At 63.9% G+C, this 23,762-nt stretch carries 23 protein-coding genes; 7 read left to right on the top strand and 16 right to left on the bottom strand.

Annotation, left to right across the window (positions count from 1 at the left end):
- Window positions 1–11: 11 nt before the first annotated feature.
- Complete coding sequence (locus AAFN55_RS21185) at window positions 12–1,328, bottom strand: MFS transporter (protein ID WP_347800953.1); 1,317 nt, start codon at window positions 1,326–1,328, stop codon at window positions 12–14.
- Between AAFN55_RS21185 and AAFN55_RS21180 the strand changes: the two genes are divergently transcribed.
- Complete coding sequence (locus tag AAFN55_RS21180; protein ID WP_347800952.1) at window positions 1,290–2,300, top strand: AraC family transcriptional regulator; 1,011 nt, start codon at window positions 1,290–1,292, stop codon at window positions 2,298–2,300. The genes AAFN55_RS21185 and AAFN55_RS21180 overlap by 39 nt on opposite strands.
- A 418-nt stretch (window positions 2,301–2,718) precedes the next feature.
- Entirely contained in the window at window positions 2,719–3,612 is an 894-nt protein-coding gene (locus tag AAFN55_RS21175) for a bile acid:sodium symporter family protein (RefSeq protein WP_347800951.1), read from the top strand.
- A gap of 385 nt (window positions 3,613–3,997) precedes the next feature.
- On the opposite strand, the gene rpsP is transcribed toward AAFN55_RS21175, so the two are convergent.
- From rpsP to AAFN55_RS21155, 4 genes are all read right to left on the bottom strand, one after another.
- Entirely contained in the window at window positions 3,998–4,429 is a 432-nt protein-coding gene (rpsP, locus tag AAFN55_RS21170; protein ID WP_347800950.1) for a 30S ribosomal protein S16, read from the bottom strand.
- Between the two features lie 49 nt (window positions 4,430–4,478).
- Complete coding sequence (locus AAFN55_RS21165) at window positions 4,479–4,793, bottom strand: chorismate mutase (RefSeq protein ID WP_347800949.1); 315 nt, start codon at window positions 4,791–4,793, stop codon at window positions 4,479–4,481.
- Between the two features lie 17 nt (window positions 4,794–4,810).
- Complete coding sequence (gene ffh / locus AAFN55_RS21160; protein WP_347800948.1) at window positions 4,811–6,385, bottom strand: signal recognition particle protein; 1,575 nt, start codon at window positions 6,383–6,385, stop codon at window positions 4,811–4,813.
- A gap of 303 nt (window positions 6,386–6,688) precedes the next feature.
- Complete coding sequence (locus tag AAFN55_RS21155; RefSeq protein WP_347800947.1) at window positions 6,689–7,366, bottom strand: DUF1236 domain-containing protein; 678 nt, start codon at window positions 7,364–7,366, stop codon at window positions 6,689–6,691.
- Window positions 7,367–7,701: 335 nt separating this feature from the next.
- On the opposite strand from AAFN55_RS21155, the gene AAFN55_RS21150 reads away from it, so the two are divergent.
- Window positions 7,702–8,520: a lytic murein transglycosylase gene (locus AAFN55_RS21150; protein WP_347800946.1), complete on the top strand. Its 819-nt coding sequence runs from the start codon at window positions 7,702–7,704 to the stop codon at window positions 8,518–8,520.
- Window positions 8,521–8,816: 296 nt separating this feature from the next.
- Here the strand turns inward: AAFN55_RS21150 and AAFN55_RS21145 are convergent, their stop codons facing one another.
- Complete coding sequence (locus AAFN55_RS21145) at window positions 8,817–10,040, bottom strand: argininosuccinate synthase (protein WP_347800945.1); 1,224 nt, start codon at window positions 10,038–10,040, stop codon at window positions 8,817–8,819.
- Window positions 10,041–10,206: 166 nt separating this feature from the next.
- Between AAFN55_RS21145 and AAFN55_RS21140 the strand changes: the two genes are divergently transcribed.
- Window positions 10,207–11,172: a hypothetical protein gene (locus AAFN55_RS21140; protein ID WP_347800944.1), complete on the top strand. Its 966-nt coding sequence runs from the start codon at window positions 10,207–10,209 to the stop codon at window positions 11,170–11,172.
- 111 nt (window positions 11,173–11,283) lie between these two features.
- Here the strand turns inward: AAFN55_RS21140 and AAFN55_RS21135 are convergent, their stop codons facing one another.
- From AAFN55_RS21135 to AAFN55_RS21120, 4 genes are all read right to left on the bottom strand, one after another.
- Complete coding sequence (locus tag AAFN55_RS21135) at window positions 11,284–11,448, bottom strand: hypothetical protein (RefSeq protein ID WP_347800943.1); 165 nt, start codon at window positions 11,446–11,448, stop codon at window positions 11,284–11,286.
- 15 nt (window positions 11,449–11,463) lie between these two features.
- On the bottom strand, window positions 11,464–12,882 hold the full coding sequence (locus AAFN55_RS21130) for a TRAP transporter large permease subunit (RefSeq protein WP_347800942.1): 1,419 nt from the start codon (window positions 12,880–12,882) through the stop codon (window positions 11,464–11,466).
- Window positions 12,875–13,525, bottom strand: a complete 651-nt coding sequence (locus AAFN55_RS21125) for a TRAP transporter small permease subunit (RefSeq protein WP_347800941.1) — start codon at window positions 13,523–13,525, stop codon at window positions 12,875–12,877. The genes AAFN55_RS21130 and AAFN55_RS21125 overlap by 8 nt, the downstream gene beginning before the upstream one ends.
- Before the next feature lie 84 nt (window positions 13,526–13,609).
- Complete coding sequence (locus AAFN55_RS21120) at window positions 13,610–14,734, bottom strand: twin-arginine translocation signal domain-containing protein (RefSeq protein ID WP_347800940.1); 1,125 nt, start codon at window positions 14,732–14,734, stop codon at window positions 13,610–13,612.
- A gap of 203 nt (window positions 14,735–14,937) precedes the next feature.
- Here AAFN55_RS21120 and AAFN55_RS21115 point away from each other — a divergent pair, with 203 nt between their 5' ends.
- Window positions 14,938–15,579 (top strand): LysE family translocator, encoded by a 642-nt coding sequence (locus AAFN55_RS21115; protein ID WP_347800939.1) that lies wholly within the window; start codon window positions 14,938–14,940, stop codon window positions 15,577–15,579.
- A gap of 4 nt (window positions 15,580–15,583) precedes the next feature.
- On the opposite strand, the gene AAFN55_RS21110 is transcribed toward AAFN55_RS21115, so the two are convergent.
- The 6 genes from AAFN55_RS21110 to AAFN55_RS21085 all read right to left on the bottom strand — a co-directional run bounded on the left by AAFN55_RS21110 (window position 15,584) and on the right by AAFN55_RS21085 (window position 20,101).
- Window positions 15,584–16,039, bottom strand: a complete 456-nt coding sequence (locus AAFN55_RS21110; RefSeq protein WP_347800938.1) for a hypothetical protein — start codon at window positions 16,037–16,039, stop codon at window positions 15,584–15,586.
- Window positions 16,036–17,268 carry a 23S rRNA (adenine(2503)-C(2))-methyltransferase RlmN gene (rlmN, locus tag AAFN55_RS21105; RefSeq protein ID WP_347800937.1) on the bottom strand — a complete coding sequence of 411 codons (1,233 nt, stop codon included), beginning with the start codon at window positions 17,266–17,268 and terminating at the stop codon, window positions 16,036–16,038. Before rlmN ends, AAFN55_RS21110 begins: the two co-directional genes overlap by 4 nt.
- A gap of 162 nt (window positions 17,269–17,430) precedes the next feature.
- Window positions 17,431–17,934, bottom strand: a complete 504-nt coding sequence (locus AAFN55_RS21100; RefSeq protein WP_347800936.1) for an invasion associated locus B family protein — start codon at window positions 17,932–17,934, stop codon at window positions 17,431–17,433.
- A gap of 275 nt (window positions 17,935–18,209) precedes the next feature.
- A complete protein-coding gene (locus tag AAFN55_RS21095) occupies window positions 18,210–18,578 on the bottom strand; it encodes a YkvA family protein (RefSeq protein WP_347801065.1) in 369 nt (122 codons plus the stop codon).
- Between the two features lie 169 nt (window positions 18,579–18,747).
- The gene (gene thpR, locus AAFN55_RS21090) at window positions 18,748–19,344 is read right to left on the bottom strand and encodes an RNA 2',3'-cyclic phosphodiesterase (protein WP_347800935.1); all 597 of its coding nucleotides are present in this window, start codon (window positions 19,342–19,344) and stop codon (window positions 18,748–18,750) included.
- Between the two features lie 115 nt (window positions 19,345–19,459).
- Window positions 19,460–20,101, bottom strand: coding sequence for an arylesterase (locus AAFN55_RS21085; protein WP_347800934.1), 642 nt, complete (start codon window positions 20,099–20,101; stop codon window positions 19,460–19,462).
- Between the two features lie 64 nt (window positions 20,102–20,165).
- Between AAFN55_RS21085 and AAFN55_RS21080 the strand changes: the two genes are divergently transcribed.
- Both AAFN55_RS21080 and AAFN55_RS21075 read left to right on the top strand, forming a co-directional pair.
- A complete protein-coding gene (locus AAFN55_RS21080; RefSeq protein WP_347800933.1) occupies window positions 20,166–20,864 on the top strand; it encodes an ABC transporter ATP-binding protein in 699 nt (232 codons plus the stop codon).
- Window positions 20,865–21,075: 211 nt separating this feature from the next.
- Window positions 21,076–23,625: an ABC transporter permease gene (locus tag AAFN55_RS21075; RefSeq protein WP_347800932.1), complete on the top strand. Its 2,550-nt coding sequence runs from the start codon at window positions 21,076–21,078 to the stop codon at window positions 23,623–23,625.
- Window positions 23,626–23,762 lie beyond the last annotated feature (137 nt).

Here is a 23,762-nt window from a genome sequence, read left to right as displayed (position 1 = left end):
GGTGTGGGTGATTATTCTCGAGAAAAAAGAAGCATCACGGAGCTTCCCGCGATCGCCGCCAGGGAGCAGTAGATCATGACGCTCTCTATACCCAGATTGTCGACGAGCATGCCTCCGGCCACGGCGCCGATGGCAATTGCGCCTTGCGTCGTGGTGACGAGGAGGGCGCCGGCGCTTTCGGCGTGGTCCGCACCTGCTTGCGTCGTCCATGTCTGGGTGCCGACGGGAAGCGCACCAAAGGCAAAGCCCCATATCGTCACCGCGAAAATGGCTGTCCCCGTGCTGTGTCCAAAGACCAACAGCGTGAATGCCGCAAAAGCCAAAAGAACCGATGCCGCGCCGATCTCCAGCCTGACGCTTCTTTCAGCGAGGAAGCCACCGGCGAAATTTCCGAAGAGACCTCCGCCTCCGAAGGCGAGCAGGGCCAGAGAGATCATCTGCACGTCGAGATGCGGCACCTGTTCGAGAAACGGCCGGATATAGGTGTAACCTGCGAAATGTCCGGAGAAGGCAAGCAGCACCGTCAGAAATCCGATCCGGATGCTGCGCCGCCGTAGGAGAATCGCGAAGGTGCCGGGGCCGGGCGGGGTTTCGGGAGATAGGCTCGGTAGCGTGACCAGTTGCATCAACAGAGCGAATGCAGCCAGACCGGCCGCCACAGTGAAAGTGACGCGCCATCCCCAGAGATCGCCGAGAAAGGCTCCGAGTGCGGGAGCACACACGGTCGCAGCCGCGATGCCGCCGAAAATGACGGCGGTCGCCCTTGGCAGCATATGCCGGGGGACTAGGCGAAGGGCGAGAGCGGCGGCCAGCGCCCAGACCCCGCCCAGCGCGATGCCGACGCCAATACGAGCAAGGATCAGCACCCAGATGTTCCACGCGATACCTGCAAGGAGATTGGACAGCACCAGCAGGAGCGACAGGCCCCAGATCACGACGCGGCGATCGAGCCTCGCCGTTCCAAGGACAACGACAGGTGCCGCGATGGCCGCGACGAGCGCCGTTGCGGTCACCGCCTGCCCAGCGGTTCCATCGGTGACGCCGAGATCATTGGCCATGGGTGTCAAAAGGCTGGCTGGCAGAAACTCCGCTGTGACCATGGCGAATACGCCAACGGCCAGCGATGCGACCGCCCCCCAGGCAGCCTTTGTCTGTCCGACATCGGAGGCAAAAGCGCTAGTGGATATCGCATCATCGTCACAGGACGTATCGGACATAGGCAGGCTCCGGTGTGGTTTCCCAGAGTCGTACCGTGGACGAATTGGCGTTTCCATGTTATAGAATCTGATATGCTTAGCAATTCGTCCAATCCGCGGCCAATTGATCATCTCACCGGCATGCTGCAAAGTTTACGGCTCGACGGCATCGAGTATGGGCGGCGTCATCTTGACGGCTCCTGGGCGTTCTCTTTTCCGCAAAAGCCGCACGCATATTTCCATTTCGTCGGAGGCAGAGCCTGCTGGCTCCTGACGCCGGGGGGAGAATGGTTGGAGCTATTAGCCGGCGATGCCGTTTTGCTGCCGCGCGGAGGAGCCCACGCACTTGCCAGTGAGCCAGATGCCATACGGCAACCTTTTCCCCAATGGCAGTGTCGACCTCTCGGCGAAGATGTCTACGATCCGAGCGCTATGGCGACCGGCAGCAACTGCCTGTTGTTCTATGGGTCCATGCGCTTCAATCTGGACAGCCTGCATCCACTGCTCGGGATGATGCCGGAAGTCATGCAAGCCAAGGAACTCATGCGTCACGAACCCGCCACGCTTCAACTGCTTGATGCAATGGCTTGCGAGATGGCGGCGAACCGGGTCGGTGCTTGTGGGATTGTGGCGCGGCTCGCGGACGTCCTTGCGGCGCAGATCATCCGCTCCTGGGTGGAATACGGATGCGCCGGTGCCAGTGGATGGATCGCAGCGGTTCGCCATCCGCAGATCGGACGCGCGTTAGCTGCTATTCACTCCCACACAGAGTATGATTGGACCGTCGAGAAGCTTACTGATCTCATCGGCGTATCGCGATCAGGTTTTGCCGCCAAGTTTTCCAACGTGGTTGGCGAAACACCAGCCCAGTATATCGCACAGGTTCGTATGCATCAGGCCCGATACTGGATCGTTCGCGACAACGCGCGAATTTCCGTTGTATCACAACGCCTTGGATATGAGTCTGAGGCTTCCTTCAGTCGGGCCTTCAAACGGGTGATGGGGGTGCCTCCAAGCCACTATCGATCAGCAAATGCTGAAAGTGCCGCAGTGGCCATTCAGTTTGTCAGAGACGGCTCGGCATTGCCCGGACATCTAAAATAATGTGACCTATCAAGCAGAAACTTATGGAATGATGAATCCTTGGAAGGGCCCCAAGCCAGTACGAGCAGCATAGGCAGTAAGTTGCTCAGGCGTTCGCGCAAGACGCTCCTGAGCTATTCGTGTACCGCTTGGTGAGCGCGCCAAAGCCTGAAGGAAATCGTTGAGCCGCCAACGGCTGCTTTTGGGACAGAGCGATGGCGGCGCCAATGGCAGAAACGGGGTCGAAAGCTGATGTTCAACGGTTGAGGTTCGCGCACGATCCTCGGGCTTGGCACACACCACACGTTGAACGACCGAGGACCAAGAGAGGCGGCAGATTTCAGGTTTTAGATTGGCGTCCTTCCAACGTCACAAAGCTCCCCTTCAATCTCTCGTAACACCTTCATATTAGCATGTGCTTCTTCACGGGGGACGGCATATGCAATCCAGTATGGCGTTGAGCATCGGGCTGCCGGCGGCGCTTTGCATCATCATGCTGGGGCTTGGGCTTTCGCTCAGGCTCTCGGACTTCGTGCGTGTGCTCGCGCGGCCATGGCCTGTGCTTGTGGGGCTTTTTTGCCAGATCCTTCTTCTGCCGGTTTTGTGTTTCGTCCTCGTGTCGCTCTCCAACCTGCCGCCGGCCATCTGCGTCGGGATGATGCTGCTTGCCGCGAGCCCCGGCGGGACGTCGGCTGCGCTCTATACGCATCTGGCGCGCGGCGATGTCGCACTCAGCATCTCGCTTGCGGCCGTCACGTCGCTGCTCTCGATCGTGACCCTGCCCATCATCGCCAATCTGTCGCTGCTGGCGTTTTACGGCCAGGATGGCGCGGTCCGGCTCGAGCTTCGTCAGGTGCTTCAGATCTTCGCCATCGCGATCGTGCCCGCCCTGATCGGCATTTACATCCACAAGCGCTATCCCGCCTTCGCGGAGCGGCTCAACAGGCCGGTCAAGCTGCTGGCGACGCTTTTCCTCGTCGTCGTGGTGCTGATCGCCCTGGTCGGGCAATGGCGGCTGCTGGCGACATGGGGGCTTACGGTCGGTGCGCTCGCGCTTGCTTTCAGCCTGACGAGCGTCGCGGTCGGTTACTGGGTGCCCCGCATGCTCAGGATCGAGCGGGGTCAGGCCGTCGCACTGTCGATGTCGATCAGCCTGCACAATGCCGCCCTCGTCATCGCACTGGCGATGAGCGAGCACATGCTGAACAATCCGGAAATGGCGATACCGCCGGCAGCCTATGGCGTGATCGCCTATGTCGTCGTCGGTGTGTTCGTATGGAGACTGAACCGGGGGCAGGGCGCAGCCGGTCAGGATGCGCCGAGGGCCGCCTGACGCTGCCCTGGACCATTTCAGGTTTTCACCGAAACGCCCCCTCCACCGCCTTCGGCGGTCCCCCTCCCCCATGAAAATGGGGGAGGATCCACGTTGCGGCCGTCCTCGACCTGGATCCTCATCCGTTTACGGGGGAGGTGGTCCGAAGGGACGGGGGGTGTTTTGCGCAAGGCGATTCCACTTCATTCGGAACCGCCCTCGCGCGCTGAATGCCGACCAGTTTCTCGTCCGCACATGAAAATGGCGGGCCGAAGCCCGCCATTTCGCAGTTTCGAGCCTGAAGCCCGTCGCGATCTTTCAGATTCGCTTGCTGCGCTTCAAGTCCTTGTTTCATGCATGTCGTTTTCCCGAAACCGGTGCCCACTTTCGGGCGACATGCATTGGATCAGGAAGCGGCTTCCTCGGCGGGAGCCTCTTCTTCCTTCGGAGCGGCGGCGGCTTCTGCTGCTGCGGCTTCGTCGGCGGCCTTCTTGGCGGCTGCATCGTCCTCGGCCTTCTTGGCGAGTGCGACGCGCTCCTGGGCCTTCTTGCCCGGCTCGGCCTTCTTCGGGTTCGAGCGGGCTTCACGCTTGGTCAGGCCGGCCTGGTCGAGGAAGCGGGCGACGCGGTCGGTCGGCAGCGCGCCGTTGTCGAGCCAATGCTTGATGCGCTCTTCGTCGAGCGTCACGCGATCGCCGTCCTTGGGCAGCATCGGGTTCCATGCGCCGACCTGCTCGATGAAGCGGCCGTCGCGCGGCGAGCGGACGTCGGCGATGACGACGTGGTAGTAAGGGCGCTTCTTGGAGCCAGCGCGGGCCAGACGAATTTTCAGTGCCATGTCATTCTCCTAAAGGTTTCGGCCTGTTCAGGTCCGGTGATCGTTGTGTTCAGGAATTCGCTGCCGTTTCCGAGGCGATCGCCTCGTGATGGCGGATGACCTCGCGGATGATGAAGTTCAAAAACTTCTCCGCGAAATCGGGGTCGAGATTGGCGTCCTTGGCGAGTTGCCTCAGCCGCGCAATCTGATGCTGCTCGCGCGAGGGATCGGCGGGCGGCAGTCCGTGTTTGGCCTTGAGCACGCCCACCGCCTTGGTGCAGCGGAAGCGCTCGGCCAGCATGTGGATCAGGGCTGCGTCGATGTTGTCGATCGAGGCGCGGTAGTCGGCAAGCTGCGCGCGCGCCTCGTCCCTGGTCTGCGTCATTGTCTGCGTCTCCCCCGTCATTTCCGCTTCGGTCCACCGGGCAGGCCGGGCAAATTGAGGCCGCCGGGCAGGCCCGGAAGCCCGCCTCCGCCTGGAAGGCCCTTGGGAAGCCCGCCGCCGAGGCCGGCTGCCTGTGCCTGCTTCTGCAGCGCTTCGAGCTGCTTGGGGTCCATCTTCGACAGGTCGGGCATGCCGCCACCCATGCCGGGCATCATTCCGCCGCCGAGACCGCCGAGACCCATCTTGGAGGCGAGGCCGCCCATGGCCGCGCGCATCATGCCGCCGCCTTTGCCCTTGCCGCCCATCGCCTTCATCATGTCCGCCATCTGGCGGTGCATCTTCAGGAGCTTGTTGATCTGGGCGGCGTCGGTGCCGGAGCCGGCGGCGATGCGCTTCTTGCGCGAGTGCTTGAGCAAATCGGGATTGGCGCGCTCGGCCTTGGTCATCGACTGGATGATGGCGATCTGGCGGCCGAACATCTTGTCGTCGAGGCCGGCAGCGGCGATCTGGTCCTTCATCTTGCCCATGCCGGGCATCATGCCCATGATGCCGCCCATGCCGCCCATGTTCTGCATCTGGCGAAGCTGGTCGGCGAGGTCGTTCAGGTCGAACTTGCCCGACTGCATCTTCTTCGCCATCGCCGCGGCCTTTTCCGCGTCGATGGTTTCGGCGGCCTTCTCGACCAGGCTGACGATGTCGCCCATGCCGAGGATGCGGTCGGCGATGCGCTTGGGATGGAACTCCTCCAGCGCATCCATCTTCTCGCCGGTGCCGATCAGCTTGACCGGCTTGCCGGTGACGGCGCGCATGGACAGGGCCGCACCGCCGCGGCCGTCGCCGTCCATGCGGGTCAGCACGAGGCCGGTGACGCCGACGCGCTCGTCGAAGGACCGCGCCAGATTGACGGCGTCCTGACCGGTCAGCGAATCGGCGACGAGCAGGATTTCGTGGGGATTGGAGACCTTGCGGATCTCCGCCATCTCCACCATCAGCGGCTCGTCGATATGGGTGCGGCCGGCGGTGTCGAGGATGACGACGTCGTGGCCGCCGAGCTTGGCGGCCTGCACCGCGCGGCGGGCGATGTCGACCGGCGACTGGTTTGCTACGACCGGAAGCGTGGCGACGTTCACCTGCTCGCCGATCTGGCGAAGCTGCTCCTGCGCGGCCGGACGGCGCGTGTCGAGCGACGCCATCAGGACCTTCTTGCCCCGGCGGTCGGTGAGGCGCTTGGCGATCTTGCCCGTGGTGGTGGTCTTGCCCGAGCCCTGGAGGCCGACCATCATGATGACGACCGGCGCGGGCGCGTTCAGGTCGATCGTCTCGCCTTCCGAGCCGAGCATCTCGACCAGTTCGTCATGGACGATCTTGACGACCATCTGGCCGGGCTTGATCGACTTCAGAACCTCGGCGCCGACGGCCTTCTCACGGACGCGGTCGACGAAGGAGCGCACGACCTCAAGCGCGACGTCGGCCTCGATCAGCGCACGGCGAACCTCGCGCAGCGCGGCCGAGACGTCGGCATCCGACAGCGCGCCACGGCCGGTCAGGCCGTTCAGTATCGAACCGAGTCTTTCCTGTAGGCTCTCAAACATCCGCTTTTCCCTCTCTCCGCCAAATCCTGTCGCCGGAGAGGTAGTGCCTCAAGGCGTCGAAGCCAAACCCAAAGCCGAAAAGCACCCGGGGGCGCATCGCGCTGCCGGGTGTTGACCTCCGGGATCGACATCTTCGCCAGGGAAGAAGCGTCCAGGTCGGCGGCTCGGAGTTTTCACTCGTCGCTGAATTCGTGGGCTCTAGACAGGAAATCGGCGCGGGAGTCAAGGTTTGCGCGCCTGGAAAAGGTTGAAGCCGCCGGTCTTGCGACCGGCGGCTTCGCGTCGTCCGTCAGGCTGAGGGAACTAGCGGACGACGTAGACGATGCGGCGCGTATCGGGCTCGACGAGCACCTGCTGGCCGTTCACATAGACGTAGCGGTACTCGTAATCCGGGATTTCCCGGACTTCGACCGTATCGGGCAGGCTGGCGCCGACCACGACTTCGCCGTCGAGATAGACCGGGTCGACCGGGTTGCTCTCAACATAAGTGCGCACCTCGGGCGTCGGCTCGATGATCGAACCCGTGATGCCGCCACCGGCCGCGCCGGCAACGCCGCCGACAGCGGCGCCGATCGGACCACCGATGATCGCACCGGCGATCGCGCCGGTCGCGGCACCCGCAACGCCGCCTGCCCTGGCGGTGTCGCCCGTATCTTCATAGGTCACGACCGGGATTTCCATCTGCGCAGGACGCTCGGTCACGACGACCTCGACGCCCGAATTGTCAGCCAGCAGATAGTCGGAATAGGCCCAGCCCTCGGCGCCGTTGAAGCTGACCTGGCACCATTTGCTGCCTTCGAGGCAGCCGTTCAGGGTGGCCTGGCCATCGACGGTGATCGCGCCCACGACCGGATATTGCGGCCCCGGACCCGACCGGATGTTCAGATCGGTGGTCGCGACGACCATCGACTGGGCGAATACGGATGTCGACATGGCGATGACAGCGCCAGCGGCGACAGACAGAATTAATCTCGTCTTCATGGTATTCTTCCTTCGTAACGGTCCCTTGGCAACCAGAACGGTAGAGTGTCAGGTAGGTTCCAAAAAGCCTGTATCCGTGGGCTTCAAGCTTTGATACGGAGGCGGTAACGCGCGACATCCGGAGAACCGTGACGGTGCGCGGCGATCACAAGTTCGACACCATCGACAGGCACAGGCACCCAAGTAAGGTCCCGGTAACGGACGAAGACTATGCAAGTCTATCCGCCCATACCGGGCCCGAGCACGGGATCAACGTTTCGTCATGCGGGTGACAAACCCGGAGTTCATTGGCAATCTCCATTTTTGGGGATCGGCTCGCTACCGAGGAGAATTGAATGAAAAGTCTGTTCAGGGGCGGGTTGCTCTCTGCCATCGTACTCGTTGCCGGCATGTCGGCCGGCGCGGCGCAGGCCGCGACGTGCGGCAACAATGCCAGCGGCTTCAATGCCTGGAAGGCGCAGTTCCGGCAGGAAGCCGCGTCTCGCGGCGTCGGCCAGCGCGCGCTGGCGGCTCTCGACGGCACGACCTATGCGAGCAAGACCATTTCAGCCGACCGCAACCAGAAGAGCTTCAAGCTGACGCTCAACCAGTTCATGGAGCGTCGCGGCGGCGCCGCGATCGCGCGCAAGGGCAAGTCGCTCAAGAAGCAGCATGCGTCCCTGTTCGCCAATATCGAGGCACGCTACGGCGTTCCGCCCGGTCCGCTGCTCGCGATCTGGGGCATGGAGACCGGCTTCGGCGGCTTCCTCGGAAACCAGAACATCATCTCGGCAGTGGCGACGCTCGCCTATGATTGCCGCCGTTCGGAATTCTTCACGCGGCAGCTCTACGGCGCACTGACGCTGATCGATCGCGGCGATCTGTCGCCGAACGCGATCGGCGCGGCGCATGGCGAAGTCGGCCAGACGCAGTTCCTGCCGGAGAATGTCGTGAAGTACGGCGTGGACGGCGACGGGGACGGCCATATCGACCTGATCCGGTCGCGCGCGGACGCGCTTGCGTCGACGGCCAACTTCCTGCGTGCGCATGGATGGCGTCCGGGTCGCGGCTATCAGCCTGGCGAAGCCAATTTCGGCGCGATCCAGGGCTGGAACGCCGCCGGCGTCTACCAGCAGGCAATCGCGATCATCGCAGCCGACATCGACGGCAACTGAGACCGTCGCTCCGCGCTTGCGGGGCGAGATGACCCAGGGTTTGAAAAAAGGGGGCGCCATTGTCGTGGCGCCCCCTTTTTCTTTGTCTGCAGGTAACAGTCTTAAAGCGGTTCTGGATGAGGTGGAATCGCTGCTTGCGAAACGCCCCCTCCACCGCCTTCGGCGGTCCCCCTCCCCCATGGAAATGGGGGGGAGGATCCGGCGTCGCGGACGGCCGCAACCTGGACCCTCCCCCGTTTACGGGAGGGGGACCACGAAGTGGTGGAGGGGGTATTTCCGCGAAAACCCGAAACGCTCTAGCTGTTCCGCTTCCTTGCCGCGAGCGTGCGCAGGCGCAGGGCATTCAGGCGGATGAAGCCTTCGGCATCCTTCTGGTCGTAGGCGCCGCGGTCGTCCTCGAAGGTGACCAGTGCATCCGAGTAGAGCGACTTCGGCGAGCGGCGGCCGGTGACGATGACATTGCCCTTGTAGAGTTTCAGGCGAACCTCGCCTTCGACGTCCTGCTGGCTTTTGTCGATCAGCGCCTGAAGCATCTCGCGCTCGGGCGAGAACCAGAAGCCGTTATAGATCAGCTCCGCATAGCGCGGCATCAGTTCGTCCTTGAGATGCGCCGCGCCCCGGTCGAGCGTGATCGACTCGATCGCGCGATGCGCCTGCAAGAGGATCGTGCCGCCGGGCGTTTCGTAGACGCCGCGCGATTTCATGCCGACGAAGCGGTTTTCGACCAGATCGAGGCGGCCGATGCCGTTGTCGCGGCCGAGATCGTTGAGCGCGGCGAGCAGTGTCGCCGGCGACATCGCCTTGCCGTCGATGGCGACGGGGTCACCGTTCTTGAAGGTGATGACGATGTCGGTCGCCTTGTCGGGCGCGTCCATCGGCGACAGGGTGCGCATGTGGACGTATTCCGGCGGCTCGCCCCACGGATCTTCCAGAACCTTGCCCTCGGAGGACGAGTGCAGAAGGTTGGCGTCCACCGAGAACGGTGCCTCGCCCTTCTTGTCCTTGGCGACGGGAATCTGGTGCTTTTCGGCGAAGTCGATCAGGTCTGTGCGCGACTTGAACGACCAGTCGCGCCACGGCGCGATGACCTTGATGTCGGGATTGAGCGCGTAGGCCGACAGCTCGAAGCGGACCTGGTCGTTGCCCTTGCCCGTAGCGCCGTGGGCGATGGCGTCCGCACCGGTCTCGCGGGCGATTTCGACCAGACGCTTGGAGATCAGCGGGCGCGCAATCGACGTGCCGAGCAGGTACAGGCCTTCATACTGCGCATTGGCGCGGAACATCGGGAACACGAAGTCGGACACGAATTCCTCGCGCACGTCCTCGATATAGATGTCCTTGATGCCGAGCATCTCGGCCTTCTTGCGCGCGGGCTCGAGCTCCTCGCCCTGGCCGAGATCCGCCGTGAAGGTCACGACCTCCGCACCGAGTTCGGTCTGGAGCCATTTCAGGATGATGGAGGTATCGAGGCCGCCCGAATAGGCGAGCACGACCTTCTTGACGTCTTTCCACTTCGACATGTCGTCCCCGGCTGTGGTTCGGGGGCGCGCGCCCCCATAGGATCGGCGGCACTTTTAGCAGGAATGTCCTGTCGGGCAAGCTCATCTGATTGTGACAGAGGGCGGCCTTGCCGCTCGTGGCATTGCCAATAGACTTGGCCGGGTGATTCTTCGGGGGAGACGGGACGTGAATTGGGGCAGGGGCTTGGCGAGAGGCGGAACGAGTATTGCAGGTCGCTCTGCCCTGCCCGGCCTGTTGGCGGCGTCGATCATCGCCTGCGGGGCGGTTGCTCCTTCTCACGCACAGACGCCGGATCGCTGGGTGGTCGAGGAGGCCGAGGCGAATGCCGTCCTGCCCGCCGCGCGCGGTGAAGCGCGTGTGTCACGCGCCGTTCTGTCATGCGTGGCGCAGCGCTGGACGTTGCGCCTGGACCTTGCCGAAGGCGTCGAAGGCGCGGATGGCGGCGGCGCGCTCGTGGTGGACGGCAACAGCTTCGACCTGACGGTCGAGAGTGAGGGGCGCACGCTGACGATGGCCGTGCCGCGCCGCGCGATCGGGTCGCTCAAGGCCGGCCTGCGCATGGAGATCGAATTGTCCGATGCGCTGCGAGAGACGATCGGCGACATCGCCTATCCGCTGCGCGGGTCGCGTCTGGCCATCGATGCGGCACAGGAACGCTGCTCGCCGCGCGACATGTCGGCCTATCGCGCTGTGACGCTGACGCCCTACTCGTCATACCTGAACCTCGCCCGCACGCTGCGCGAGGACGACATCGCAGCGTTTGCGACCTCGACCGCGTCGCAGCCGAAGCTCGACGTCGCGATGATCGAGGGCGATGATGGACGCAGGCTGTTCTTCACGCGGCTCTGCGGCTCGTCCTGGTATTACGGGGCGACCGGCTGCAACATCACCGGCTTCGCGCCCGATGACGGCGAGGCAGGCTGGCGGCAGGTCTACGACACCGAGAACGTGGTTCTCTACACCGACCCCGGATCGGCGACGGAGGGATGGCCGGACATCGTCACGCTGCCGGCGCGCGGCGACGACAAGGGACGAATCTGGCGGTGGACGGGCATGTCATACGCGTTCGACCGCGAGTTGCCGGACGAGGCCGAGGCTCCGCCGCTCGGGCTTCGTGGCGCGAGCGACTAAAGCGTGTCGCGATCCTTCAGGTTCGCCTGCCACGCTTCAGGTCTTTGTCTTTTACGTATGTCTTTATCCCAAAGCCGGTTCTCCCTTCTGGGAGACATGCTTTAACGCGTCTCAGCGCCTCAAATCCTTTTCGGTCAAAAGGTTGTAGACGGCCAGCAGGATGGCGATGCCGATGACGACCCACAGGTCGAGCCGGTTCACACGCAGGACATAGACGGACATGAACGCCAGGAAGCTGGCGAAGGCGAGGGCGGCGCAGAGTCTCGATAGCAACATCGCGGGCGTTCCTGTTCAGCCGTACAGCAGGTTGGGCAGCCAGTAGACGGTCTGCGGGAAGACGTAGATCAGCACCAGGCAGAAGATGACGATCGCCATATACGGCATCATGCCCATGAAGATGTCCGGCAGTTGCACATGTTTCGGCGCTATGCCCTTGAGATAATAGGCCGACATCGCCATGGGCGGAGACAGGAACGCCGTTTGCAGGTTCACCGCGACGAGGATGCCGAAGAACAGCGGATCGATCTGGAAATGGGCAAGCAGCGGCAGGAAGATCGGGATGAAGATCACGATGATCTCCGTCCATTCCAGCGGCCAGCCGAGCACGAAGATGATGAGCTGCGCGACGATCAGGAACATCAGCGGCGACATGTCGAGCCCGGTGACGAACTCGCTGACGAGCTGCTGCCCGCCGAGATAGGCGAAGATGGAGGCGAAGGTTGCCGAGCCGACGAAGAGCCAGCACACCATCGCGGACGTTCGCGCGGTGAGATAGACGGATTCCTTCAGCCGCTGCCACGTGAGGGCGCCATAGGCGGCGGCGAGAGCGATGCCGCCGATCGCGCCGATCGCGGCCGCTTCCGACGGCGTGGCGATGCCGAACAGGATGGCGCCCAGAACGGCGAAAATCAGAAATGCCAGCGGGACGAAGGACGTCAGCAGCATCCACGCGACCTGGCCGGATGTGTGCTCGCCGATGTCCTCGTCGCGCGGCTTGGGTGCGAGCCGCGGTTGCAGCATTGCGCGGCCGATGACGTAGACGAGATACAGTCCGGCGAGCATCAATCCGGGGATGAGTGCTGCGGCATACATGCGCACGACAGACACGCCGGATGTCGCCGCGTAGACGATGAGCAGGATCGAGGGCGGGATCAGGATGCCGAGCGTGCCGCCGGCGCAGATCACGCCGGTCGCGTAGCGGACATCGTAGCGGGCGTTCAGCATCGCCGGCAGAGCCAGCAGGCCCATCAAAGTGACGACCGCGCCGACGATTCCCGTCGCGGTCGCGAACAGCGTGCAGGTGACGAGTGCGGCGACCGCCATCGCGCCGGGCAGGCGGCGCGTCGCGATGTAGAGCGTGGAAAAGAGGCGGTCGATGATGTTCGCGCGCTCGACGATGTAGCCCATGAACAGGAAGAGCGGGATCGCCGTGAGCACGTCGTTCGACATGACCGAATAGGTCTGGTTCACGAAGAGATCGAAGATGCGGTTGTTGAAGAAGCCGCCGACCCACTGCTCCCACTGGGTCATGGTGCTGGCGCCGTCCTCGACCGCCCGCTCATAGGCGCGCCACATCCGGCCATCGTCGAAATAGGCGTAGTAGCCAAAGCCGACGCCCAGCGCCATGAGCGTGAACGCGACGGGAAAGCCGAGGAAGATCGCGAGGATCAGGATCAGCAGCATCACGACTGCAATGAACGGGTCAGTCATCCTTGCGATCCTGTCTCAGTTCGGCGGGCTCGTAGCCTGAGGGAATATCCAGCGGCTCCCCGCCATGGATCGGGGCGTCTTCCCGGGCGAGTTGATCCATCAGGACCTTTTCGGTCTCCTCGACGTCGTCGTCGGCACTCAGCCAGGCGCCCGTTCGCAGGCAGACCACGCAGCGGAAGACCTGCGCGACGCCTTGTATGAACAGGAGGATGCCCGCCGCCACGATCACCGACTTGAAATGGAAGATCGGGATGTTGGCGGGGCTCATGCTGGAGACTTCCAGATAGCGCCACGAGCGGGCGGCGTAGCGCCAGCCGGCGAAGATGAGAGCCAGCACGCCGGGAAAGAAGAAGAAGATGTAGAGGACCAGCTCGACCGTCGCCTGCGTGCGTGGCCGCCAGAGCCGGTAGATGAAGTCGCCTCGGACATGCCCGTCACGCGACAGCGTGTAGGCGCCGGCCATCATGAACAGCGTGCCGTACATCATGTAGGAGAGGTCGAAGGCCCATGGCGTCGGCGCGTTCAGCGCATAGCGCACGAACACCTCGTAACCCACGCCGATCGTCATCGCCATGACGCACCAGGCGAACACCTTGCCGAACCACGCCGAGAGCGTGTCCGCAAACCGGATGTAAGCGATCATTTAGCTTCCCGCATTTGGCATCTGGATGGACCCGGCAGACGGCGATCCGAGAACCGCGCCTGCCGGGCAAACCACTTGCGGCCCCTAGATCTTGTCGGGGAAATAATGCTGGTAGGCCAGCTTGTAGTCGGGCGAGTTCTGCAGCGTGTAGTACACCACACGCTCGCACCAGGCCTTCTGGCTGTCGACCACCTTGGCGAAATACGCGTCTTCCATCAGCGGCGGCAGGATCTTGTCCCACGCATCGAGCTGTGCCTGAAGAACGGAGTCGGGCGTACGCTTCACGTTGACGCCGTGTTCCGAGGACAGCTTTTCGAGATCTTCCGAGTATTGGTGCATCGCCAGCGAATAGTTGGCGAGGTGAGCCGCCTCGACGCCATATTGCAGGATGGCCTGCAGGTCCGGGTCGAGATCCTCGAACGTGTCGCGGTTGAAGATGTACTCGAAGGACTCCGAGGCCTGGTGGTAGGACGCCAGCATGTAGTTCTTGGCGACGTCCTGCGAACCGAAGCGCATGTCCGAAGTCGGGTTGTTGAACTCGAAGCCGTCGATGACGCCGCGTTCCATGGCGGGCACGATTTCGCCGCCGGGCAACTGCGCGACCGAGCAGCCCATCGACTGGAAGAGATCGGCGGCGAGGCCGACAGTGCGGTATTTGAGGCCTGAAAGCTGGCTGGCGTCGGTGATCTCGCTTTTGAACCAGCCGAGCGGCTGTGCGGGCATGCCGAAAGACAGGAAGCCGACGATGTTCAGGCCGAGAATGTCCTGCGTCAGCTCGCGATAGAACTCCTGACCGCCGCCATGGTAGAGCCATGCGATCATCTGGTTTGCGTCGGCGCCGAAGACCGGACCGGTGCCGAACAGCGAGGCGGCCTTGTTCTTGCCGTACCAGTAGACCGGCACGGTGTGCGTGGCATCGATGGTGCCGTCATGGCAGGCGTCCTGCACCTGGAACGCGCCGACGACCGCGCCTGCCGGCAGAAGGTCGATCTTGAGACGGCCGCCGGACATCGCATGTACGCGCTCGACATATTGCCGGGCCATGTCCTGGAACACGTCGGATTCGGGCCAGGACGTCTGCATGCGCAAGAGCTTCGGAGCCTGGGCAAGGACCGCCGGAGCGGCAAGGGTGCCCACAGTCGCCACGGCAGCGCCGGCCATGGTCGACGCGCGCAAAAACCTGCGGCGAGAAATCGCAGCTTCAGTCATTCTATTTCCTCCCGTTAGGGTCGGCCGTCTTTTTTTTCGGCTCAACCGGAGGTCATTATGACAGGGATGCAGTGCGACAAAAGGTCTCGTTTAATTAGACTTTCGGATTAGATGGCTGGGCAATGACCGGTCGCTCCTGGACCTTCCGCCGCTCGTGGAAATGCTCTATCGAAGCGTCAGTCGATCGAAACGAGCGCACCTCCATGACCTTCCTGCCCGACCTTGCGACCCTCGCGCAGTTTGCCGTCGCGACGCTGATCATCGCCATCACGCCCGGACCGGACATGACGCTCTTCGTCGGGCGCTCGCTCAGCCAGGGACGCGCGGCGGGGCTTGCCTGCATGACCGGCGCGATGACCGGCATCATGGTTCATACGCTGTTGGTGTCGCTCGGCCTTTCGGCGCTGATCGCCGCGTCGCCGCAAGCGTTTCTGGCGCTCAAGATATTCGGCGCGGGCTATCTGATCTGGCTTGCCGTCCAGGCGATCCGCCGCGGCTCGGCTTTTTCGCCCGATGGCAAGGCGGTTTCGCAGCGCTCGCTCGTCGGCAACTGGGCGATGGGGCTGGCGATCAACCTGCTCAACCCGAAGATCGTCTTGTTCTTCATGACGTTCCTGCCGCAATTCGTTTCGGCCAACGATCCTCACGCCGCGCAGAAGCTGCTTTTTCTCGGGCTCCTGTTCATCCCGATCTCGTTGCCGGTGACGGTGCCGATGGTGCTCGCGGCAGACCGCTTTTCGGCGCTGCTTCGCGGCAAGCCGCGCGTGATGCGCGTCGTCGATTACCTGTTTGCAGGGATTTTCTCGGCCTTCGCGATCAGGATTCTGATGGCGAGTGCACGCTAGACATTCAACGCGAGGCTTCTTCCAGCCACATGCCTGACGTCCGCCCGGCGACCAGCCAGTAGACGATGCCGCCCACCATGCCTGTCGCTCCGAGCCCGGCTGCGAGCGTGGGGATATCGAGACCATTGTTCGTCTCCACGCCAAAGCGATAGAGAAACAGCATCGCAAGGCTGATCACGCCACCGGCGAGCGTGAAGAAGAGCCAGTCACGACGGCCGAGATATTCGGCGACGATCAGCACCGGGATCGTCGGCATGAAGGCGAAATAGGACACGAAGAGCGCGACGAACGGCACGGATACAAACGCGGAGCCGGCGAGCACATAGGGCGTTTCTTCGGCGCTCCAGCTTTGCCCGCCCAGAATCAGCACGTGCAGGAAAGCGCTCGCGGCGAGTGACGCGCAGATGTATCCAAGAACGATAGCGGAAAGCCGTCCGAGATAGACGAAGAGGCGGCTCACGCCTCGCCGTGTCCTGCGATCATCATCGCCTCGAGCGCCAGGCGGTCGGTCTTGCGCATGCGCTCGGAATCCGACTTGAGCTGGCCGCAGGCGGCCAGGATGTCGCGCCCGCGCGGGGTGCGGATCGGTGACGCGTAGCCAGCCTGGTTGATGTAGTCGGCGAACTTCTCGATCGTTTCCCAGTCGGAGCACTGGTAGTTCGTCCCCGGCCACGGATTGAACGGGATCAGGTTGATCTTGGCCGGCACGCCCTTGAGCAGCCGGACGAGGTCCTTGGCGTCGGCGATCGAATCGTTGACGTCCTTGAGCATCACATATTCGAAGGTGATGCGCCGGGCGTTGGACAGGCCGGGATAGTTGCGGCAGGCGTCGATCAACTCTTTCAGCGGATATTTCTTGTTGATCGGCACCAGCATGTCGCGCAGATCGTCGCGCACGGCATGGAGCGAGATCGCCAGCATCACGCCGATCTCGTCGCCGGTGCGGAAGATTTCCGGCACGACGCCCGAAGTGGACAGCGTTATGCGGCGCTTGGACAGCGAAAGCCCGTCGCCGTCGGAGGCGATCAGCAGGGCCTTCTTGACCTCTTCGAAATTGTAGAGCGGCTCACCCATGCCCATCATGACGATGTTGGTGATCCTGCGGCCTTCGGCGGGAACGATCGCGCCGTCGGGCGTGTCGCGATCGGGAAAATCGCCGAGCCGGTCGCGGGCCGTCATCAACTGGGTGAGGATTTCCTCGGCAGTCAGGTTGCGGACGAGCTTCTGCGTGCCGGTGTGGCAGAACGAGCAGGTCAGCGTGCAGCCGACCTGGCTCGAGATGCAGAGCGTGCCGCGCCCCTCCTCGGGAATGTAGACGGTTTCGATCTCGACGGGCCGGCCCGCGCCGCGCGGCGGGAAGCGGAACAGCCACTTGCGGGTGCCGTCATTGGAAATCTGCTCCTCGACGATTTCCGGCCGTGCGATCGTGAAATGTTGATCGAGTGCCGCTCGCAAATCCTTCGAGACGTTGAACATCTGCGAGAAGTCGGACACGCCGCGCACATAGAGCCAGTGCCAGAGCTGCTGGACGCGCATGCGGCGCTGGCGCTCGGGCACGCCCGCTACGCCCAGCGCGTCGGCCATCTCGTCGCGGCTCATGCCGATGAGGGACAGCTTTTCGGGCGCACGGGCGCGGGCGCCAAGAGCGGCGCGCGTTTCGGGGATACTGAAATCGATCGATAGGGTCATGGTCGGGAAAGATAGGTGCGGTCATCGCCGCGCGCCAGTTTTGCAGGCACATAGCAGACCTTGGACGCCGCGTCACGGTCTGACGCATGTGGCTGAATTGCAAAAAGGCCGGACTGAACCCGGCCTCTTTGCGATTGTTGCGCAGTTGGTGCGCGAAAGACCTTACTGGCAGGTCTGGATCGAGTTCAGCGCCGCGGTGATGCCGCGAAGCGAGAACACGTAGCTGGTGTCGTTGCCGCGGCCGGACTTCGCCTGAATGCGCATGTCCGCGCCGGCGCGCATGGCCGCAAGCAGTTGTGGCTCGTCGGCTGCGTTCTCCATCCACGCGGACTTGCCACGGGTGAACATCGAGAACGAGCGGTCGCCCACGCTCACCTGCACCTTGGAATTCGTCTGGAAATCGTAGGATGCGATGAACTGGGGCTCGTAGGACGAGGCCTGACCCGGCTTCTGGCTGACGAAGAAGAAGATGTCGCCGTGATTGAGGCTGGGCGGCTGCTTGTCGGTGGGCACGGTCAGCACATAGCAGACTTTGCCGTTGTTGGCCGCGTATGAGTAGGTGCCCCATGCATTATGCTGGCCGATCTTGGTCGCCGACTGCGCGAGCGCAGGCGAGGCGAACGCGAGCATTGCGAGGCAGGTGACGGTCGAAATGGTTCCGCGCATTTTGATAGCGTTATCCCTGTCCGTGGTCGTGTACGGGTGATCGAACTGGTCCCAATTCAGGTGCCATTCGCTTCACCTTAATTTAATCAGGGTTACCAAAGGGTGAACCGATACAATTCACGCCCGCCGCTTTGCCACCCCCCGTCACCCAGCCTGGGCTGTTGCGCGCCCGGGGAAGACGACGGCATCGTCCCTTCCACGCCGTTGAAGAGGGCAAAAAAGGCGAGAGTTTGACTGAAACGAGAGGGCGGTTTCGAAAACCGTAGCGGGCGCGTCTACTTTTCGGACAGGGCCGCGCGCGCGGCCTTGCGATGGGCCGGCTTGATGTGGCCCTGGATCGCCGTGATCGCCGCGGTCAACACCGCGAGATCATCCGTGAAGCCAAGTCCGAAAATGAAGTCCGGGATGATATCGACGGGCATGACGAAATAGGCGAGCGCCGCCAAAAGCGTCCCGCGCACGCGCAGCGGCGTTTTCGGATCGATTGCCGCGAAGTAGGAGGCGACCACCTCGTCCATGAACGGAATGTGCCGCGCGGCACGCTTCGTCGTGCGCCAGAAGCCCTCGCGCACCCGGTGCTCGCGCCGATCGTTTTCGGCGCCATCGACCGGGGCCAGGATTTCACCGATTTTTGCTGTGTCGATCGTACGGTTCTTCATGGCAATGAGATGGGCGGCGGCAAGGCGGATTGCAAGACCGATCCGATGCGGGGCGATGGCATGTCAGCCCTTCGCGGCAAACGCGTTCATCCTGGCGGCCAGCTTGACGTCTTCGCGCGTCCAGCCATCGCGCTTTTCCCTGGCCAAGACGCCCCTACCGCATGATCCGGAAGGCGTCGTAGGCAGCCGCCGCGACCCCTCTGTTGGCGGTTTCGGCACCCATCAGGGGCCAGGCTTCCTCGACCACGTAAGGGCCGCCGCCGACCGAATCGCGCGACGACATCAGGACGAAACGCCCGACCTTGAACGGAATGGTGGAAAAGTTGCCGCGCGCCGAGAGGTAGCCCGCGACATCCAGCGGGCTCGAATTGCGCAGCCGCGCGATCGTGACATGCGGCACGAATTTGCGCGGATCGGCGGGCAAGCCGAGGCGCTGGCAGATGCGCTCGATTTCCGCCTGGAGCGCAAACAGATCGGGAGAGCCGGATGCGGCAGCATAGACCGAGTGCGGCTTCTTCGAGCCGAAAGCGCTGACGCCCGACAGCGTCAGGCTGAAGGACGGCCTGCGGACACGATCGAGCGCATTGGCGATCTCGTCGGCGACATGGCCCTCGACATCGCCGAAGAAGCGCAAGGTGAGGTGGTAGTTCTCGGTGTCGATCCAGCGCGCCCCGGGGAGGCCGCCCCGCAGCAGCGAAAGCGAGAGAGCGGCGTCACGCGGAATCTCGAGGGCGGTGAAAAGTCGCGGCATTACTACCTCCTCGAATCGACTACTCAACCTCAGCGAATCATCGTTTGCCTGCCCGGGCAAGTTGTTTTGTGCAGCGCGGCGATTCCGTTACGGAACGTATCGCAGCGGCGGCGGCTCACTGGCTGGCGACTTCCCCCAGAACCGTCTCCATCGTGGGCACGAAGCGCTCGACCATGCGGTCGACGCCTTCCGCGTTCGGGTGCATCCCGTCCTCGAGCAGCAGCCCGCGCTCCGTGGCGACGCCATCGAGAAAGAACGGGTAGAGATCGAGATCGTATGTCTGTGCGAGGCGCGGGAAAATCGCATTGAACGCGTCGGCGTAATCCTGCCCCATGCTGGGTGCGGCGACCATGCCGGCGAGCAGGATGCCGATATCGCGCGCCTGCAGGCTTTCGATCATGGTCACGAGGTTCTTTTCGGTCACCGATGGCGACACGCCGCGCAGCATGTCGTTGGCGCCGAGTTCGAGGATCACGAGGTCGGTGCCATCGGGCACGGACCAGTCGAGCCGCGACAGGCCGCCGCTCGTGGTGTCGCCGGAGACGCCGGCATTGGCAATCACGACATCGTGACCCTTGGCCTTGAGCGCCGCTTCGAGCTTTTCGGGGAACGATTCGCCCGCTCCAAGCTGGTATCCGGCCATCAGACTGTCGCCGAAGCCGACGATTCGGTACGGCTCGGCGCTTGCCGACGCCACCGCGACGAGAAGACCCATTCCCGCGCCCAGCAAAAGCGTGATCAATCGTTTGAAAGCCATGTTTTCCAACCCATATTCGTTGCTGTTCGCCCGAACTCTTCCATCCATATAGGAACATAGCCTCGTGACAGAAGCCGTCATCCAGATGAAGGACGTATCCCTGACGCTCGGAGAGGGGGCTTCGTCGGTTCACGTGCTCAAGGGCGTCAGCCTCGAGGTCATGCCGGGCGAGGCGACCGGCATCGTCGGTCCGTCGGGCTCCGGCAAGTCGACGCTGCTGATGGTGCTCGCCGGGCTGGAGCGCGTGGATTCGGGCGACGTGCACATCGCGGGCGAAGCGATCACCGGCCGGACCGAAGACCAGATCGCCGCCTTTCGCGGCCGCAATGTCGGCATCGTCTTCCAGTCGTTCCACCTGATCCCCAACATGACGGCGCTGGAAAATGTGGCGGTGCCGCTGGAACTGGCGGGAAAGCGCGATGCGTTCGAGATCGCCGAGCGCGAGCTTGCTGCTGTGGGTCTCTCGGAGCGCATGACGCACTATCCGGGCGAATTGTCGGGCGGCGAGCAGCAGCGCGTCGCGATCGCGCGGGCGCTCGCGCCGGACCCGAAGATTCTCATTGCCGACGAACCGACAGGCAATCTCGACCAGGCGACCGGCAAGCAGATCGCGGATTTGCTCTTCAACAAGGCCGCCGAGCGCGGCATGACGCTGGTGCTGGTCACCCACGATCCCAGCCTCGCGGCGCGCTGCTCGCGCCAGATCGCGATGCGGTCGGGCCGGATCGAGACTGCGCCGCAATTGCAGGCGGTGCGCGCGTGATTGCGGACCCGAGCTTTCTCGGTCGGACCCTCACCCTCTATCCCTCCCCACAAGGGGGAGGGGGACGCCCACGCGGTCACAAAGTTCCGAGCGCCGCGCAAGGTAAATCGCTCGCGACGCTGGTGCCCTCCCTTCCCCTTGTGGGGAGGGATAGAGGGTGGGGGTTCTTCGCCACAGACACCGTGTCATCCCGCACCGCGAGCGTAGCCCGATGACGACCGCCGACACCTTCCGCCTCGCTCTTCGATTTGCCTTGCGCGAGATGCGTGGCGGGCTGGCGGGGTTCCTGATCTTCATCACCTGCATCGCGCTGGGCGTCGCGGCGATCGGCGGCGTTAATTCCGTGGCGCGCGCGATCACCAGCGGTGTCGAGGCGCAGGGACAGGTGCTGCTTGGCGGCGATATGCGCTTCCAATTCACGCATCGCGAGGCAGACGCGCGCGAAGCCGCGTTCCTGTCCGGGCTTGGCGATATCGCCGAGGGCGCGGGCATGCGCTCGATGGCGCGCCTTGGCGACGGCTCGGACCAGACGCTGGTCGAGGTCAAGGCGGTCGATGGCGCCTACCCGCTCTATGGCGAATTCACCGCCGAGCCGAACCTGCCGCTGGACCAGATCTTCGCGGTCGAGAACGGCGTGCAGGGTGCGGCGGCGGCCGACATCCTCTTTTCGCGCCTCGGTGTCGAGATCGGTGACACGATCCGTCTGGGCGACGCCGACTTCCAGTTGCGCGCCCGTGTCGTCTCCGAGCCGGATGCGATCTCGGACGGTTTCGGCCTCGCGCCACGCCTGCTCGTGTCGCTGGACGGATTGCGCGCCTCGGGTCTCGTGCAGCCCGGCAGCCTCGTCGAATATTCCTACAAGGTGAAACTCGCCGATGGGTCGAATGAGGCCGCGCTGACGCAGATTCGCGACCGGGCGGCGGAAGAGTTTCCCGAGGCCGGCTGGAGCATCCGCAGCCGCAACAACGCCGCACCGTCGCTGTCCGCCAATGTCGAGCGGTTCTCGCAATTCCTGACGCTGGTCGGCCTGACCGCGCTCGTCGTCGGCGGCGTCGGCGTCGCAAACGCGGTGCGGGCCTATCTCGACAGCAAGCGCGGCGTGATCGCGACGTTCAAGAGCCTGGGGGCCTCGGGCCGCTTCGTCTTCACGGTCTACCTGATTCAGATCCTTGCGATCGCCTCGGTCGGCATCGTCGCGGGCCTCGTGCTCGGCGCGCTGATGCCGCCTGCGGCGACCGCGATGCTCTCCTCGGTCCTACCCGTTCCGACCGCCGGCGGCATCTATCCCGGCGCGCTGGGCATGGCAGCACTGTTCGGGCTGCTGGTCACGCTGGCCTTCGCGCTCCTGCCGCTCGGCCGCGCCCGCGACGTGCCGGCGACCGCGCTGTTTCGCGAACTCGGCTTCGACGCGCGCGGCTGGCCGCGCCTTGTCTACGTGGCCGGCGCGTTCGGCATCGCGGTCGCGCTCGCCGGCCTTGCGATCTGGACATCGACCGACCGGCGCATCGCCATCATCTTCGTCGGGGCCGCGATCTTCGCATTTCTGGTGCTGCGCGCGGTGGGCTACGGCGTCCAGTGGCTGGCGCGCCGTGCGCCGCGCGTGCGCTCGACCGCGCTGCGGCTCGCGATCGGCAACATCCATCGACCGGGCGCGCTGACGCCCTCGGTCGTCCTGTCGCTCGGCCTCGGCCTGACGCTGCTCGTCACGCTGGCGCTGATCGACGGCAATCTGCGTCGCCAGATCGCCGGCAACCTGCCCGAACAGGCGCCGAATTTCTTCTTCGTCGATATCCAGAGCGGCGAGGTCGATGCGTTCTCGGAACTGCTCGCGACCGAAGCGCCGGACGGCAAGCTCATTCGCGTGCCGATGCTGCGCGGGCGCGTGATGGCGCTCAACGACGTCGACATTCGCGATATCCAGGTGCCGCCGGAAGGCGCGTGGGTTCTGCGCGGCGATCGCGGCATCACCTACGCGCAGAACGCGCCGGAAAACTCCACGCTGACGCAGGGCGAGTGGTGGCCGGCCGACTATGACGGCGAACCGCTCGTGTCCTTCGCCGCCGAAGAAGGCGGCGAGATCGGCCTCAAGCTGGGCGACACGATCACGGTCAACGTGCTTGGCCGCAACGTGACGGCGCGAATCGCGAATTTCCGGCAGGTCGAGTGGGAATCGATGGGCATCAACTTCGTGATGGTCTTCTCGCCCAACACCTTCGCAGGCGCGCCGCATTCCTGGCTGGCGACGCTGTCCGATCCCGGTTCCACGACGGCCGAGGAAGCGCGCATCCTCAATGCCGTGACGCGGGCGTTCCCGGCCGTCACCAGCGTGCGGGTGAAGGACGCGCTGGAGATCGTCAACGACATCGTCTCCCAGCTCGCGGTCGCGATCCGTGCGGCGGCTGCCGTCGCGCTCATCGCCTCCGTGCTGGTGCTGTCGGGCGCACTGGCCGCCGGCAACCGGGCGCGTGTCCACGATGCCGTGGTGCTCAAGACGCTCGGGGCGACGCGCGGCACGTTGATCCGTGCCTTTTCGCTCGAGTACACGATCATCGGACTGGCGACCGCCACCTTCGCGCTGCTTGCGGGCGGCGTGGCGGCGTGGTTCGTGATCTCGCGGATCATGTCGCTGCCGTCGGTCTTCCTGCCGGAAGTGGCGGTTTCGACGGTGGTGATCGCGCTGGTCCTGACGGTCGGATTCGGCCTGATCGGCACATGGCGGGTGCTCGGACACAAGGCGGCGCCGGTGCTGCGCAACCTCTAGACCGTTTCAGGTTTTCGCGAAAACACCCCCTCCACCACTTCGTGGTTCCCCTCCCCCGTAAACGGAGGAGGATCCAGGTTGCGGCCGTCCGCGACGCCGGATCCTCCCCTGCGAAGCGGGGGAGGGGAACCACGAAG

Source organism: Mesorhizobium sp. CAU 1732 (assembly GCF_039888675.1).
GTDB lineage: Bacteria > Pseudomonadota > Alphaproteobacteria > Rhizobiales > Rhizobiaceae > Aerobium.
Note: the sequence above shows the minus strand (reverse complement) of the source record. Positions and strands in the feature narration are given on the sequence as shown.